The sequence below is a fragment of the Pseudomonas serbica genome (assembly GCF_028823535.1).
Lineage (GTDB): Bacteria > Pseudomonadota > Gammaproteobacteria > Pseudomonadales > Pseudomonadaceae > Aquipseudomonas > Aquipseudomonas serbica.
In genome coordinates this window covers 923,171-938,032 of sequence record NZ_JAQIYM010000090.1, presented here as the reverse complement: position 1 = coordinate 938,032, position 14,862 = coordinate 923,171, and the positions used below count along the sequence as shown (strand labels likewise).

General features: G+C 53.9%; 14 protein-coding genes. 6 read left to right on the top strand and 8 right to left on the bottom strand.

Features of this window, described 5'->3' with window-relative positions; genetic code table 11:
• Positions 1 to 43 precede the first annotated feature (43 nt).
• From NQL71_RS35950 to NQL71_RS35925, 6 genes are all read right to left on the bottom strand, one after another.
• Entirely contained in the window at positions 44 to 694 is a 651-nt protein-coding gene (locus NQL71_RS35950) for a hypothetical protein (protein ID WP_274644378.1), read from the bottom strand.
• A 128-nt stretch (positions 695 to 822) separates the two neighbouring features.
• Positions 823 to 2,001 carry a hypothetical protein gene (locus NQL71_RS35945; protein ID WP_274644377.1) on the bottom strand — a complete coding sequence of 393 codons (1,179 nt, stop codon included), beginning with the start codon at positions 1,999 to 2,001 and terminating at the stop codon, positions 823 to 825.
• 71 nt (positions 2,002 to 2,072) lie between these two features.
• Positions 2,073 to 3,224 carry a hypothetical protein gene (locus NQL71_RS35940; RefSeq protein ID WP_274644376.1) on the bottom strand — a complete coding sequence of 384 codons (1,152 nt, stop codon included), beginning with the start codon at positions 3,222 to 3,224 and terminating at the stop codon, positions 2,073 to 2,075.
• Positions 3,225 to 3,259: 35 nt separating this feature from the next.
• A complete protein-coding gene (locus tag NQL71_RS35935; RefSeq protein WP_274644375.1) occupies positions 3,260 to 4,453 on the bottom strand; it encodes a hypothetical protein in 1,194 nt (397 codons plus the stop codon).
• Positions 4,450 to 6,330: a hypothetical protein gene (locus NQL71_RS35930; RefSeq protein WP_274644374.1), complete on the bottom strand. Its 1,881-nt coding sequence runs from the start codon at positions 6,328 to 6,330 to the stop codon at positions 4,450 to 4,452. Before NQL71_RS35930 ends, NQL71_RS35935 begins: the two co-directional genes overlap by 4 nt.
• 92 nt (positions 6,331 to 6,422) lie before the next feature.
• The gene (locus NQL71_RS35925) at positions 6,423 to 8,279 is read right to left on the bottom strand and encodes a hypothetical protein (RefSeq protein ID WP_274644373.1); all 1,857 of its coding nucleotides are present in this window, start codon (positions 8,277 to 8,279) and stop codon (positions 6,423 to 6,425) included.
• Positions 8,280 to 8,439: 160 nt separating this feature from the next.
• Between NQL71_RS35925 and NQL71_RS35920 the strand changes: the two genes are divergently transcribed.
• The 3 genes from NQL71_RS35920 to NQL71_RS35910 are packed head-to-tail and all read left to right on the top strand — an operon-like array spanning position 8,440 to position 10,497.
• Entirely contained in the window at positions 8,440 to 9,612 is a 1,173-nt protein-coding gene (locus NQL71_RS35920) for an ATP-binding protein (protein WP_274644372.1), read from the top strand.
• 20 nt (positions 9,613 to 9,632) lie between these two features.
• The gene (locus NQL71_RS35915; protein WP_274644371.1) at positions 9,633 to 10,130 is read left to right on the top strand and encodes a hypothetical protein; all 498 of its coding nucleotides are present in this window, start codon (positions 9,633 to 9,635) and stop codon (positions 10,128 to 10,130) included.
• 16 nt (positions 10,131 to 10,146) lie between these two features.
• Positions 10,147 to 10,497, top strand: a complete 351-nt coding sequence (locus NQL71_RS35910) for a hypothetical protein (RefSeq protein WP_274644370.1) — start codon at positions 10,147 to 10,149, stop codon at positions 10,495 to 10,497.
• A 50-nt stretch (positions 10,498 to 10,547) separates the two neighbouring features.
• Here the strand turns inward: NQL71_RS35910 and NQL71_RS35905 are convergent, their stop codons facing one another.
• Positions 10,548 to 12,320, bottom strand: coding sequence for a hypothetical protein (locus NQL71_RS35905; RefSeq protein WP_274644369.1), 1,773 nt, complete (start codon positions 12,318 to 12,320; stop codon positions 10,548 to 10,550).
• A gap of 90 nt (positions 12,321 to 12,410) precedes the next feature.
• A complete protein-coding gene (locus tag NQL71_RS35900; RefSeq protein WP_274644368.1) occupies positions 12,411 to 12,794 on the bottom strand; it encodes a hypothetical protein in 384 nt (127 codons plus the stop codon).
• A gap of 164 nt (positions 12,795 to 12,958) precedes the next feature.
• Here NQL71_RS35900 and NQL71_RS35895 point away from each other — a divergent pair, with 164 nt between their 5' ends.
• From NQL71_RS35895 to NQL71_RS35885, 3 genes are all read left to right on the top strand, one after another.
• On the top strand, positions 12,959 to 13,513 hold the full coding sequence (locus NQL71_RS35895; RefSeq protein ID WP_274644367.1) for a hypothetical protein: 555 nt from the start codon (positions 12,959 to 12,961) through the stop codon (positions 13,511 to 13,513).
• Positions 13,514 to 13,626: 113 nt separating this feature from the next.
• Positions 13,627 to 13,794: a hypothetical protein gene (locus tag NQL71_RS35890; RefSeq protein ID WP_274644366.1), complete on the top strand. Its 168-nt coding sequence runs from the start codon at positions 13,627 to 13,629 to the stop codon at positions 13,792 to 13,794.
• On the top strand, positions 13,787 to 14,809 hold the full coding sequence (locus NQL71_RS35885) for an ArdC family protein (RefSeq protein WP_274644365.1): 1,023 nt from the start codon (positions 13,787 to 13,789) through the stop codon (positions 14,807 to 14,809). The genes NQL71_RS35890 and NQL71_RS35885 overlap by 8 nt, the downstream gene beginning before the upstream one ends.
• Positions 14,810 to 14,862 lie beyond the last annotated feature (53 nt).

The following is a 14,862-nucleotide window of genomic DNA, read 5'->3' as shown; positions in this document are numbered from 1 at the left end:
GTGGTGAAAGCAGGTTCACCGCCCGCAAGGACGAAGACCAGGGTCAGTGCAGAGTGGCACCGGTCGGGGCGCGACTGGCAACGCTGGCTGAAACATTGCCGGCAAGGTTTGCTGCAGGGCTTGCCTGCACACCCTCGGAGACGTTCGACATGTCCATTTCGACCAGGCCCGATTTACGCAGATCTTCCTGAGTTGGACGTTGGAAATCCCGGCTCATGAAGCACACCATGCCCATCACTTCATGCTCGACGTTCCCGAAATACAGCATGTAGCCATTGATCAGCACTTCAATACGAATCAACGAGATCAGCTTGCGCATCTCTTCGATAGGCTGCGCTTGAACGCCTTTGACGAAGTCCACCTGGCGCTTGGCATTGGCCATAGCAGCCTGGCCTGCTGGGGAGTCCGGAGACAGACCCAGTTCAGCCAGCTCTTTAGCTTCGATGGCGGCAAAGCGGTCAACGAACTGCTGGAGGGTGTGCTGAAACTCAGCTTCGGTAATGGCGTTGGCCGACTGGATGATTGGGTTGTCGCGCTGGCTCAGCAAGTCGATCAGGTTTTCGAATTCGGTATGAGTTAGATCGAATTCAGCAGCCGGCTTGGCAACCTTTTTGTAGATAACCAGTGTGCTGCCCACAGCATTACGCAATTGGGTCGAGAAGTGTTGGCGATCTGAATGGAACGTCATGTACATAGCAATAATCCAGGCAATCATCGGTGGAGCCCCCGCAGGGGCCCATAAAGTACAGGCCGGAATCATATGGCATAAATTGACAGATCGTCAAACACGTACCGGTCAGACCGCGCTGGCTCGCCCCAGTCCTACAGACCCAAGTCGGCGGCGAATGCTTTGCCGCGATACTGCAGCGAGTCAATTAGCGGGAGGTAGCTTGGATCCTTGGTGATTTGGTGACGAAGCATCAGGCACTCCTGGCCTCGTTCGTGGGCATGAACCTCTTCTCTGCTGAACATGAAGAGGAACAACGGGAACACCCAGGACAGGTTTTCTTCACGACTCAGTGTCTTTTGCACAACGTCATCAAGACTGATTGGCTCATCGACAAAATCCAGGGCTTCAATTCGCCCATACGCCAGAGTCAGGAACGCCAGCTTAACGTCAGCCCCGGCTTCGATGTGTTTCACCAAAAAAGCCTTAGGCACCTCAAGTACGTCGGAAGTCAGCGTGTTGTCCGACGCCAGGGCCAAAACGGCTTCGCTTCCAAGTTTCGCTGAGAATTTGGGGTCAAACACCCGCTCAAGGGTGGCCATTGAACCTTCGGAGATCGCTGCGGTTATCTGCAGCCAATATTCGCGCAGAGGCCGATGGCGATAATACGTGGCCTGCACGTTGGGGAGTGGCTTGTAACCTTCATAGTAGGACGCCCAGCCCGGTGGAGCATCACGCTCCCAATGAATCAGGTCATCAACAGCTTTCGAGCAATCATTGGTGGTGAACTCGCGGCGCAGCGTGGGGGACTGTTGAAGGTGTTCGAGGGCATCCAGGTCATCGCTATACAACGCTGAGAGGAAGAACGCCTCCGTCAGCTGGGTTCCGTTCGAAATGGCTTCAATATTCGCCAAGGGCCTTAAAGCGCCCTTGGCATCACGTACCAGGGAGAGCCCGCGCTTAACCATGTCAACGGTAAAAAGCTCGTTAAACAAAGGGTAGGTTTTGTCCAGCAGGTCGGACGGATAGGCTAGCCAGTCATTCACAGCTGCGTCGAGTTGCTGTTGGGTGATGGCAGCATGCGCAATCAGAAAACACAGGCATCGCCGATGATTGGCGGATTTACGGTCGTCAAAATGCAGCTCACCAATTTCCTTCAGCGCGAGGAACAGCTCGTGGATCGAATACCCTTCGTGCAGGGCTTTTTCCAGGAGCCGGAATTTCATCGTGTGGACGTAAGGGAACGCGACCTCTGCATTCATCTGACCCAGGGCACTGCGCTCCAGATCTCCAAATATCTTAAGGTACTTTGGCGCTTGTCCCTGATAATCCATGCTCAAACTCTTCGCTGATTGGCTAGCCCCGAGTTTAAGCGGGCTGGCCACTTCTGTGAAGCGTTGGCGTCTTACAGGCTAAGGTCTTCTCCGAAGGCCTTCCCGCGATACTGGAGCGAAGTGATTAGTGGGAGTAGCTTCGCGTCCCGTGTGAGCTCGTGCACACGCTGGAGGCACTCCTGACCTCGCTCATGCTTGAGCAATTCCTTGGGCGCCAGAATGGCCAGGAAGAAGGAGTGATCCTGGCTTCGCTCTCTCAACCTTGATCCCATGCACCAATCGATGATTTCCTCAGCGTCTCGCGGATCGTCAAGAAAATCCAGAGCTTTCACCCGCCCGTACCGGGCCTCCAGGTACGCTGGGTACGCATCAACTCCCGCCTTTATGTGCAGGGCCAAGAACATGTCTCGCACCTTGAGTTGACCATCCGATGCGGCCTTGGAATACTTTTCCAAAAGTAAACCGATCATCGACGGCCCGAAACGCAAAGAAAGACCTGCGTCGAAAAAGTTATCGACACCTTTTCTTTCTTTGATTCCATTGTCGACATTGTCGAAATAATCAGCCAGTGGCGTCTCTTTGCGGTACCGATCATACACCTTGTTGATTTTTAAGCTTAGAAAATACCGATGCGTGTGTTCCGGGTATTTATTCGACCAGTCTTTAATCAGCCTGCACTCTTTCCTTATTTCATCCACATCAAAAGATGAGCGCATTCCAGGAACATTATTTAGGTGGTCTATAGCGTCCAGGTCATCATTCAAAATAGCTGAAATATAGAATGTCGGGGCGACCTCAGTGAATACTCGAAGATCGCTTTCCGGGATCAGGCTGCCTCTCCTTTGCCTGAGCAGATTTCGCCCTTCACGCGCCAGCCTGGCTATGTCAGGGGTCTTAAGACTTGGGATACCTACAAGATCGGTGGGGTGTTGGATAATTTCATTAAGAAGCTTTGTAACGCCATCGATTTCACAAATATCGACAAAAACGCTATTGATTATCATTTTTGCGATACGCGACCCGCTTTTAAACTTATCAAAATACTCGGCGAGGGCGCTGTAAAATGTAATTAAGTCACCAAACTTGAAATACGCTTCAACAACGGAGTCAATGACTTCCTGACGGGGTCTATCAATAATAAAGCATTCATATAAAGAAGACTCCTTAATGACCTCAACTTTGTCGAAATGCTCCTTAAGGAAGCTAGCACCATCAAAACTCATAAACACCCCTATATAAAACTGTAAAAGTAGTCTAACTATAACCCAAGGTCATTTGAAAAAGCTTTACCGACATACTGCAGTGAAGTCATAAACTGCAACAGCTTGGGATCCTGAGTGTATTTATGCAACCGTTCAAGGAGCTCTTGCCCACGTTCATGCGCGGCCAATTCCTTCGGCGTGAACATCAGCAAAAACACGGTCGGATCCTGCTCCCCCTCTTTACGCTTCGCCAGGCAATGATCCATGATCTCACCCCGGCTCGGTGGCGAATCAATAAAATCCAGAGCGCCAAAACGTCCATGAACCGTCTCGAGATAGGCCGGATAAGCGTCGACGCCGGCCTCTATCAGTTTGATCACGCAGGCCTTGACCATTTGATTCGTTTGCTTCTGGGTTTGTGTCCGATTTTCTTGCTCATACATGTTCAGAATTTCGGTGATCAATGCCGGCCCGCAGCGCAACGACAGTGAGGAATCGAAGCAATCCTCGAGCGCTTGTGATGATCCTTTTCGAATGGCCGTCTTGAGATTCTTCAGGTAGACCGAAACAGGGGCCGCTGCGATATAGCGATCTCTGACATGGACAATCCGTGGCAGTTTTTCAAAATAGGATGACGCTTCAGCCGGGAATACGTCAGGATATCGATCTACCGAGGCACAGATTCCCCGGATATCCGAATCACTGACGAGATCCCGCATCGCCGGCAGCGCATTGAGGTGATCAATTGCCTTGATGTCGTCTCTCAGCACAGCCGAGATGTAAAAGCTCATCGCCTGCTCGTGAGTTTTCGTGAAATGCTCCAGTTCAGCGTGAGATCTGAGCGAAGTGTCTATCCCCCGAACGAAGCATCCTGTTCGGCAATCGGATAGGATTTCAGCGACTTCCACAATGCCCAAAACTGGGAGGCCCGGTAAAATGTCCACATGCCTCACCAATTCGGTAATGACAGACGAAGGCGTTTCGAGGTGGGCCATGGTGGGTAGCATCGCATTGATAAAGTTCGCTGCGGCCCGCCTTTGAACGGATGGTTCCAGCCCCACATCAAGGTCACAGAGCGCCTGGTACATTTCCGAAAAGCTTTTGCCTTGGTTGTCGGCGCTCCTGAAATAAACCTGAACGATCCCCTTCTCCTCGGAAGTCCAGTCTGCTTTAAAAAACAGCTCGGCCTCTCCAGGCCATGGATTTCCAAAAACCTCACGGAAGAGCGCCCCAGGTTCTGCCTTACTCATAGCCCCAAGTCCTTCGAAAATAGTGCACCCTTGATCTGCAGGGAGGTGTCTTTCATGTACGGCTTAAGCGCCTGGACGCCAAATACCTCATTCAGCACATGCCAGTGCTTTTCGGTCTTAGCCGCCTGCGCACACGCCTCCGGCCCCGCTTCGGAGAGGAAGGCCTTGTGAGCAAAAATTCCAGAGTTGGCCAGGTACCAAGGCTGTGTGCCCCTCGGTTTTTTGTTATCAATCTTGCGCTTTACAACGGATGTTAAAGACTCGGCCACTGACTCTGGCTTCTTGACGTCAGACAGCCATAGACCAAGGCGCTGGGCTTTGACCTGAACCTCCAGAATGCGGGCATCGTCATAGCCACCCATTCCATCGTACTTGAACGTGACCTGGCCGGGTTTTGATTTGGAGCCGCCATTCAGTATGTCAGATCTATTGCCGACTAGGTCTTCAAGGTCGACCAGTGTGGAGTCCGCAAAGCGGAAACCTCCGTCGTACAGGGTCTCAATATCATCACCATCGATGGAAATGGCGATGCCCTCGTTGTTAATTCCGTATTCCCGATGCAGGGTTACCAGGGTCTTCGCCCAGGCGTGCTTGTCACCGTAATTGCTGGTCAAAAAGGCCATCAAGGGCTTGTTCAGCACACCACGCATTTGGGTGGCAAACGGCTCTGGACTATCCAGCAAGCGAACCAGCCTGTTGAAGGTGGTTCTCGGGGTGTCGCCTGACAATTCAAAACCGTAAAGTCTGAGGTAGTTCATGGCATTTTCACGATCCCTATCCCCGTAGGCCCGGATTATCAAGTCGATGGGGGCGTACGCCTGCACGTAGGCCTGGCTTTTAAGCGCGTTGCCAGGTTCCTGCGGGCCGATCTCGAACTGAGACAGGAAGTCCACCGTCGATTCACATAGCACCATTCCAGGTCGACCCCAGAAGCCCAGCTGAATGGCCTGATTCGCCTGGTGCACCAGCAGCATGTCCCCTTCCAGATCCATCGAAGCTCGGGTGGAGGTGGTGCGCAAGATAATGTTCTGCAGTTGCAGTCCGTTGTCTGGGCGGTCTGGATTGCTCGTTCTCGCCCACCAGTTGTCCACCTGCTCCAGAAAAGGCGCCTCGAGTTCGGTTAGTGACAATGTCACGGACTGGTCGGGACGAGCATGTTTTTCCAAGTCTCTGAAATAAGCTGTTTGCACAGACTCGTAGGCCGTCAGATCATCCGGGAATTGCGCTACCGTGCGCTCTGGCACCCATACCAGGATCTTTTGATAGGCTTTCGGGTACAGAGTACTGGTGTTGCGCTCATGCAGCGCCAGCAGCAGCTCAGGCTGTTCAATGCGCCCGTTGACCAGGCTCGGCAGCGTCCCTTCGAATTCAGGCTTTATCACTTGCTTGAGCGCACGGTCGATGGTCGTGTTTTCCTCGAACATGACGCAATGTTCACTGCCGACACCCACCATCCAGCCCAGACCCGCAGTTGGAAGCCACTCCATCACCTCGGCCATTGCGGCTGGCGACTCGGCGTTGCGCAAATAGTGCAGTGCCCAAGCGTAGTGAAATGGCTCCCCATTCAGGAAGGTTTGGTGACCCCGATTTTCCAGTACGGTCTCGATAGGCCCGTGAATGTCGATCAGGCGCTGGCCAACTTCGCGGTCGCCACAGAGCCCGGCTTGAGCCAGAGCAACCGCTAGCTGCGGGCCTGACAGCCCTTGAAGTACCGATTCAAGTTCATCGGGGCCCTGCGCCGCAATCGACTGCCACTGGATTTGCTCTCGGCCTGGGATTCTGTCTTTGGCCCACGGCTGGCACCGCAGCACCAGAATGTCCAAAAAACGCTTGAATCGTTCGCTGGACTCTTTGTCGGGGGAAACGGCGCCGGTCATATTTTTATCCTGGAGCTGGGGCTTATTCTCTCAGGATAACCGGTGAGCGCGAAGTCGAACAAACCCCCCACCGGCCTTGGCCAGCGACCCCATTACAGACCGAGGTCTTTCATGAACAATCCGCCCACAGCCTTAAGCGACGCGGTGGGCATCCATGGCAGGAGTACATCAGTGCCGAACACCTCGCCCAGTACCTGCCATTGTTTATCGGACTTGGCAGCCTTCGCGCACTCCTCCGCCCCGGCGTTACGCAGATAGCCCCTAAGCGAAGCCAGCGCTGGGTTCTGCACCCAGTTAGCGGGTGGCCGACGCTTGGCCAAGCTCACCAAGGCAGCAGAGACCGTTTCTGGCTGAGGCGTTTCATCGGTAGGCCAGATTCCCATAGAGATCGCTTTCTCGAACATCCCCTCATAGCGTTCTTGATCCCATGAAAACGCCCCCACAAAGCTTAAAACGACCTGGGCTTTCCCCGGCTGTTTATCTGTATCAATAGCAACCGTGGTACTCACTTTGGTTTCAGCCGAGAAATGATATCCCGCACGATGCAGCGTCTCGATATCTTCAGGATAAAGCCTAAGAGACATGCCTGAGTTATCGATGCCAAAATCCCGGTAGAGCGTACCAAGTGACCTTGCATTGAGCTTTCCGTCACCTAAATATTCCGAAAGGAAGGTAACCAGCTCTTTTGATATGGCGCCTTTGATTTGTGAACGCAGCGGCTGCGCCGCTTCCAGGCGGGTCAGCAAGTCATTAACGGCATACTGATCTGATTCAGTACCTCGCTTAAACCCAACACTGACCCTGAACAACATCCAGTTGAGCTTGTCAGCGTCTGCGTTACTCAGGGCAAACAGATCGACCGGCGCATAGCTGTTGATGAAGGCTTGAGTTAGATGCTGGTTGCCAGGCTGAGAGGCGCCTATCTCGAATTGGCTGAGAAACCCCACTGTCGATTGGCACAGCACCATGCCAGGGCGCTCCCAAAAGCCATGACGAACCGACTCATCCACCATGTGCCCCAGCAACATATTAGCCTCTGGGTCGTCGCCGCTGTTGGTTGTTGATGCTGTTTTGAGCTCAAGGTCACGAAAGCTTAGCGCTTTGTATTTTCGATCAGGATCGTTTTTGGCGGCCCATTCGTTTTCTAGCGAGTTGAAGAGATCCGTATCGCATGCGCTCAAGGGTATCCAACGGGTTTGATCCGGACGGCGATGGCTGAGACTCTCGACCAAAACTTGGTGTCGTGATTCATAAGGCACCAGGTCATGCGGGAACTTGGCTACGGTGTGCTCTGGCACCCAGCACAGGATCTTGTCGTAGAGGGCCGGGTAAGCGCTTCGATCCTTCTTCTCGTGCAGCGCCAGCAGCAGATCCGGGTTTGTGATCGCACCATTCGCAAAGGTCGGCAGCTCACCCTCAAACCAGGTCGAACGGACAAACTGGCTCACTTTCTCCAGCGACCCATAACACATCAATTCGCAGTGTTCACTTTCGATCCCCGCCATCCAGCCCAGCCCGGCACTCGGCAGCCATTCCATCAGTTCGGCAATCTCGCCAGCGGAGGCCGCGTTACGAAAAAAGTGCTTCACATGGTGGGTGTAGAGAACCTCGTCATTGAGGAAGGTCTGTGTTGCATTCTTCTCTATCAGCGTGGCAATCGGGCCATGCAATTCGACCAGCCGCTTGGCGATCTGCAGGTCACCGTAAAAGACCGCCTGGGCCAGTGCCTCGCCCTGATCACTCAGAGGGATGTCTGCCAGCACAGATTCCAGCTCAGAAGCCGTGTACGGCGGTGGCGGCACCTTTTTGCGGTCTTCAGGCGATAGGAACTTGTCCACCGCCCAGGACTGACCGCGCAGACTCAAGATCTCCAGCAAGCGCTTGTGCGGGCCTTCATGCGTTTTGCCAAACTTGAAGGGTTTCGGTTCTGGAGTCGTTGAGGTGGACATCTGTTACTTCCTGAAGCTGGCTTGATCTTTCAAGGATAGCGGCTGAGCACGTAGTCAAACAAATTGGCTATAGGACGTTTGCTAGGGAACGATAGGGAAAAATTGACAGTTATAGGCTTTATGACCTATAACATTGCTCATGTTCTCTTGAGCCAAAACCATGAATCCTAATACCAACCCGTTTACTCCCGGCGCCGGCATGGAGCCGCCAAAGCTCGCTGGCCGTGACGCTGTGCTTGATGCCGCTGACGTTGCCCTGCACCGCACCAAACTCGGCAAGCACGCCAATACGCAGATGCTGGTCGGCATGCGCGGAGTTGGTAAAACAACCCTGCTCAACCGTATTCGTAGGCTGGCCAACGATATCGGGTACATCGCCGAACAGGTAGAGTTGCGGGAGGGTGATGACCTCGATCAACTGCTGATCCCTGTCCTACGAAGCATTCTCCTGCAACTCAAGCAGCGCCACCCATCTTCTGAAAGGGTCAATGAAGCTCTTCGCGTCTTGCGTAGCTTTATCGGCGACGACGTCGTAACCCCATCGGGCATCGACATATCCCTGTGCATCGAACCTGAGGATGGCGTTGCCGACTCAGGTATGTTGGATTTCGATGTGAGGCAGTTAATGATCGCCATCGGTACTGCCGCACGTGAAGTGAGCACTCCCGTCGTGATCTTGTTTGATGAGCTGCACCACCTGCGTAAAGAGCACCTTACCGCCCTCCTTTACGCCATCCATGCGCTCCAACAAATCAGAGTACCGGTCATCATTATCGGCGCTGGCCTGCCACAACTCCCGAACTTGGTGGATGAGGCCGCAGACAGAGACGCTCGCAATATCGATCTACACCACCTTGAAGCACTCAGCCGAACAGATGTGTGGACTGCGATCAAGCACCCTATCGGACAACTGGGCCGCACCATCAGCGATGAGGCGTTGTGGGCCATCGAGGATTTGTCCTGTGGCATTCCCTACCTGCTACAAGCGATTGCTTATCACACCTGGAATAGCGCAAAAGCGTACGACATCACCGAGCAGGACGTTAAAGACTCCATCGACCTGACCCTGCGTCGACTCGATCAAACCTTCTACCGGGTCTATTTTGAGCGCACCGCCCCGGTGGAGCAGGAATACCTGCGCAGCCTGGCTAACATGCCAGCAGGCTCACAACGCTCCGCCGACGTAGCTAAAGCCATGAAACGAACGGTCACCAGCGTCGGGCCAGTCAGGGACACCTTGATCAAGAAAGGACTGATCTACAGCCCAGAATATGGGTTTGTCGCCTTCACTGCCCCGCTGTTCGCCGACTTCATGAAAAGGCAAAAAACGTGAGTACTTCAGGAGACAATGCCATGCAAATGGTACAGCGCCACATGGACGAAATCGATGCCGCCAGCGCCGGCGAAACCTGGCTGGTGGAACTTGCTCAACGCCGTGGCGGGGACTATGCCGATTTGCATAAGTGCGAGCGCGACGGTGGAATTCGTAGCGTATGGAAAGGCCGGCGTCTGCTGGCTTACTACGTCGTCCTGCGCGATCAGGTGAATTGGACAATCTTGGCCTGCCATGACCTTTCCGAGGATCTGGAGCCAAAAACTGAAACCGCCCCTGCTCGAGCCGAAGAACCTTCAAACGTCGCAGAGCCCCTGGATGCGATCCAGCGCAGGGACGCAGCGCTAAGTCTCGCCGCTCAATTTGGTATGTGTGATGAACCGTACCACAAGGCGTGGTTGATTGATCGAATGGTGCGAGTATTGAGCGGCGCCGAGTACGAAGCCTGGGTCGCCGAGCGAAAAGCTGGTGTATACGGCCCGAACACTCATCGATGGGATGTCGGCCTTCGACCGTAACAGAAAGGAAACGAAGATGAAAAATGACTTACTGAAGAATATCGGTTCCGATGCCAGCCCTCTGGCACTGGCCGCCAAGCTTGTCCTGCGAGAAGCACTGGACAACATCCAGGTTCATCCCTGCGACGAGGGTGATGACGCCGTCGCGGCCAGGCAACTGCCAGTCGAGATGCAGGCGCTGCTTAAGGCCTTGCTCGACAGCCAGGACGAACAGACCTCACCGAGGGCCCTGCTGGTCAAAATCGCAGAACGAGGCACGCCGGCTGATGGCCACGCTTTCTGCACCGGCTGCGGAAGTTCTCGAGCACACATTGCCGAGCTTCAGCAATTCCTCGTCAGCTCGGCTGGGTTACGCAAAAAGGCATGAGCGGAAACGCGTGTCAGGGCCTTTCAGGGAGAAAGGCCAGGCACGGTGTTCTACAAGCCAAGATCCTGCCCAAACACCTGACCACGAGCGTTCAGTGGCATTTTCGGCGTGTAGGGTCGAAGCTCATCGACACCGAAGATTTGAAGCAGGAATGACCAGTGTTTATTGGAGTCTTTGGCTTCTTCAGCGCAGGCCTCGATGCCGGCACTTCGGACATAAGATCTGAGGCTGATGGAGACCTCGTCGTACTTGCCCGCGACATCCTTGCGCTTTACACACGACGCCAAGGCAGAACGCAAATCCGTCGGTGCTGGTAGGGTCGAGGTTGGCCACAACCCCATCGAAGCCATTTGCTCAAACGCTAGATCCAGCGGCGCACGCTGTTTAACCATATCCTTAGCGTCTTTCAGGTCGACCGTGATCAACCTCACATCTACCCAGGTTTCCTCAGGCTGGTTTTTTGACATCATCACCTGGCTCTGCTTTGAGAAACGGAACCCGGCTTCATGCAATGCCGTAAGCCCTCTTCTGTCCAACCTGACCGCCAGCCCTTCATTGTCGAAGTTCAGCCCTTTGTGCAGCGCCAGCATGCTGGAGGAAACCAAGGTTTGCTGGCCGGCCAGATGTCGCCATTGGTTAGGGCTCATCAGGCTGAGCACTTGGCTCCCGAGTTCAGGGTCGGCGATAAGATCCATGAAATCCTTTCGATTATCGCTAGAACGTGGCCTGACGCCCGAGCCAGTACGATAGGAAATTGGATGAAGGCCATTTTTTTTAAGCGATCCAAAGCCGTCCGGGAACGCCAGGTGCGTCACACCATCCAGAGGCAGGTACTCTTCGACGAACTGTTGAGCCTTGACCGCATTGGCGCTGTCAATCACAGCGACTTCAAACTCGCCAAGGAACTTCGCCGTGGTGTGGCAGAGCAACAAGCCCTCGCGTTCAATAAATCCGTGTTGGTGGGCGGGAGTACCCATCACATTGAGGAGCTGCTGAGCCAATTTTGGCTGGTGCACCGAGTGACTGGTCAACTTGAAATCATCATTCCTCAGGTTCTTCCCATCGGTCTCCGCAAACAGGTTGGCCCATTCAGGAAAGGTCAAACGCGTTGAGCGTGTTGAATCCAAAATCTTTAGCTCCTGCTCCGATTCAATGCGATACAACTGCCCAGAATAGCGGCTGACCATCTCCGGATTCGCCCAGCACAGCAGAGGATCGTAGGCCGTGCCTGCAATTGACGACCTGCTCGCATCCAGGAGCTCCAGCAGCAGCTCTGGGCGCTCTACTCGCTCCTGGGTGAACACCGGCAGCTCTCCACCAAAGCTGACTGACCTAGCGACCTCCAGGGCCTCATCAATGGGATTTGCTTCAAAGAGTGACCGCTCAGACTCAGAGGGCCCGATTAGCCCCTTGACCTTCATGTCGCGAATGTTCCGGAACAGCCGTACGAGATCCGGCCTGGTGCTCGCCGAACGCAGTGATCCGATGATTTTTATACCGGCCAGGCTGAAGGGCTCTCCATTGAGGGTGTATCTGTCCTTCATTGTCTCATCCAACGGCAGCTTCTTCAGGTCGACCGGAAAAGGGCCTCGCTCATCCCACACCATTTCTGCGATCAGGTTGTCGCCTCTGATGATCGCGCTCAGCAGCACCCCGGCAGAGTCATTGGCCGGCAGTGTCTCAATGAGTATTTTTAGTTTTGGAATGTCCAGATCAATGGCGTCCATCGAATCGACACGCGCTTTTACGCTGTCCTCTGTAACGCGCTTATCCAGGATAGAGAGGATTTTCTGGAAGACGGGAGATCTGGAAGGCATTGGCATCAGGGGCACACCGGGCAAACGGAGATACCCCAACATAGCTCAGGCTGAGCGGCGACCACAAGGCGCACCGGGCGCCTTGGGTGAAGCGGACTAGAAGCTCGGCCCTTCGCTTGACGCCTCAGGTTTACGCTGCAGCCTGGCCTGCTCGGCCTCATAAAAATCCCTGAGGCAGGTCTTAACTTCAGCTTCGGTCTGATTGTTCTGCGAAGCCAGGTGAGAAACCACCTCCCGGCCTACATCGTCAAACAGGGAACCATCGGCATGAAGGATCAGTTCGGAAACCTCAAAATCACCGACTTCCAGATGGCCGCTCTTGATCTCGTCTTTGAGATCTTTATCGGCAGCTTTCCTGGAGGTGAAAAGCTCGAGCGTATTGTAATTTTTGCCCGTCTCCAGATCGTATTCAGTGAGTGAAAACCCCCTGCCGCACAAGGTATCCGCTTCGAGCCCGTATACCACCATCGTTTTGCTCATGATTCACTCCTGAATGGTCATCAACCCAGAGTACCCAGGGATCGTAGGCAGGGGCAACCCGAAGCCAGTCCTTGGTGACTTATTGCATGTATTGGCTCACCACCCTGAGATTTCCTGTCGACTCCATCGGTAAACTGATGAGATGAATTAGCTGAGGAAACAACATGCCAGACTACAACCAGTTTCAGCTGAAGCTGTTCATTTACTCGCACGCCCCGGTGATCGGTGATGGCATTCTCGATTACACGGGAATCCCTTATGGCAGTGAGGACACCCTCCTCAACGCCTACAAGATTGCCTATGCCTGTGTCGACAGCATCGAAGGCCTGATCACCAAAGATCAAGAAGCTCACCGGATGACCATTTGGCAGGGTGAACAAATCGTGGCCAGCGCCGACATAAAGTCGTTCAACGACGATCTGGGTAGGCGATTTTTCACGACCGACAGCCTCCTTTGGCAGCTTCCGCCAAGCAAAATCGAGGCTGAACAGATCGCCAAAGAACTCTTTTCGTACGAGTGCCTGCTCTTAACCAATGACCAGGAAAGCCCTACCGCCAAAGACGCCGAAGTGAGGATGGGTGGCCTGCGCAACCAACTGAATTTTGCCGCCTGCCCTATCGCCAGAACCACGCTGCAGACCACCCTCTACAGAGCTGAGACTGAGTTTGGCCTGCGTTCCAGCATTACCCGCCACTTCACGGAAGACTTGAACCTTTAAGCGCGGCTAGGAAGCCGGGAGCCTGAACTTACGTTATATTCAGGAATCGTCTCTGCGCTTTTGCAAAGCCTCAGGCTCCATAGCCATACTTAAACCATTAGGGGTAACAGAACATGATTAACGCCAACATGACCCTGCGCGAACGTGTCCACGCCAAACTGGCCGACGCTGAGCACGGCAATTTCGTCGAGTTCGATCAACGCGAAGCGAAACATGCCGGGTTCTTCGTCGAGGACGCGCTCACACTTGAGGATGTTGAGGGTAGCGACGACGATGAGTAGCGAAGAAAAAAAGGCAAAAACCAAGAAAGCTTTTAAGCGCCGCGAAAGCACCGAAGAGGAAAAACCCTTCGCGAATGTTGTCGCCGAGCGCCTGATCGCCCAACTGGAAGCCGGCACTGCGCCGTGGACAATCCCGTGGAAACCAGGGGATCCAAGCCAGGCCGGTGGTCTCCTGCCCTACAACCCAACAACCAAGAAGCGCTACAACGGGATTAACCTCCTGGCGCTGATGTCTACCGGTTTCACAGACAATCGTTGGATGACCTTCAAGCAGGCTCTGGCCATTGGCGCTTGTGTAAAAAAAGGCTCAAAAGGCACGAAGATCCAGTTTTGGTCGACCAGCAAAGTCACCTCGAAAAAAGGTGAAGATGGCCAGCCGATCAAAGGGCCGGACGGCAAAAACGTCAAGGAGACCCAAAAGTTCTCCAGGCCGCTGGTGACCACTGCCACCGTGTTCAACGCCGAACAGATCGATGGCCTGCCAGAAGTTGTGATCAAACCCAAGCCCGAAGCCGGTTGGGCTCAAATTGATCGAGCTGAAGCCATCCTCAAGGCGTCAGGAGCGCAGATTCACCACGATCAAGTGAATGAGGCGTTTTACATGACCGTGGCTGACAGAATCCACATGCCGCCGAAAGCTCAATTCCCTGAGCAGTCCGGTTACTACGCCACCGTGTTCCATGAACTCGGTCACTGGTCGGGCCACCCCTCTCGACTAAAACGTGAAATGTCTGGGCAATTTGGCACTCAAAGCTATGCCAAAGAAGAATTGCGGGCCGAGATCGCAAGTATGATCATTGGTGAAGAACTGGGTCTTGGCCATGATCCTGGTAACCACGTGGCATATGTCGCAAGTTGGATTCAGAATCTAAGGGACGAACCGCTGGAAATCTTCCGGGCCGCCGCCGACGCGGAAAAAATCCTGAAGTTCATCATGGAATTTGAGTTGAAACTGGAAAAAGAACCAGGTGCTCTCGAAGACGAAGAAGAGCTTGAAGAAGAATTCAGCATGTAATGCTTGTGCTGTAATTTTAAGAGGGAGCCGCTGGGCTCCCTTTTCAATTACTG

What these genes read in the sequence shown, in the direction of transcription:
- NQL71_RS35930 (WP_274644374.1), bottom strand. Translation starts at nt 6,330, where the DNA reads ATGACCGGCGCCGTTTCCCCCGACAAAGAGTCCAGCGAACGATTCAAG.
- NQL71_RS35910 (WP_274644370.1), top strand. Translation starts at nt 10,147, where the DNA reads ATGAAAAATGACTTACTGAAGAATATCGGTTCCGATGCCAGCCCTCTG.
- NQL71_RS35900 (WP_274644368.1), bottom strand. Translation starts at nt 12,794, where the DNA reads ATGAGCAAAACGATGGTGGTATACGGGCTCGAAGCGGATACCTTGTGC.
- NQL71_RS35925 (WP_274644373.1), bottom strand. Translation starts at nt 8,279, where the DNA reads ATGTCCACCTCAACGACTCCAGAACCGAAACCCTTCAAGTTTGGCAAA.
- NQL71_RS35890 (WP_274644366.1), top strand. Translation starts at nt 13,627, where the DNA reads ATGATTAACGCCAACATGACCCTGCGCGAACGTGTCCACGCCAAACTG.
- NQL71_RS35950 (WP_274644378.1), bottom strand. Translation starts at nt 694, where the DNA reads ATGTACATGACGTTCCATTCAGATCGCCAACACTTCTCGACCCAATTG.
- NQL71_RS35895 (WP_274644367.1), top strand. Translation starts at nt 12,959, where the DNA reads ATGCCAGACTACAACCAGTTTCAGCTGAAGCTGTTCATTTACTCGCAC.
- NQL71_RS35885 (WP_274644365.1), top strand. Translation starts at nt 13,787, where the DNA reads ATGAGTAGCGAAGAAAAAAAGGCAAAAACCAAGAAAGCTTTTAAGCGC.
- NQL71_RS35920 (WP_274644372.1), top strand. Translation starts at nt 8,440, where the DNA reads ATGAATCCTAATACCAACCCGTTTACTCCCGGCGCCGGCATGGAGCCG.
- NQL71_RS35935 (WP_274644375.1), bottom strand. Translation starts at nt 4,453, where the DNA reads ATGAGTAAGGCAGAACCTGGGGCGCTCTTCCGTGAGGTTTTTGGAAAT.
- NQL71_RS35940 (WP_274644376.1), bottom strand. Translation starts at nt 3,224, where the DNA reads ATGAGTTTTGATGGTGCTAGCTTCCTTAAGGAGCATTTCGACAAAGTT.
- NQL71_RS35905 (WP_274644369.1), bottom strand. Translation starts at nt 12,320, where the DNA reads ATGCCAATGCCTTCCAGATCTCCCGTCTTCCAGAAAATCCTCTCTATC.
- NQL71_RS35915 (WP_274644371.1), top strand. Translation starts at nt 9,633, where the DNA reads ATGCAAATGGTACAGCGCCACATGGACGAAATCGATGCCGCCAGCGCC.
- NQL71_RS35945 (WP_274644377.1), bottom strand. Translation starts at nt 2,001, where the DNA reads ATGGATTATCAGGGACAAGCGCCAAAGTACCTTAAGATATTTGGAGAT.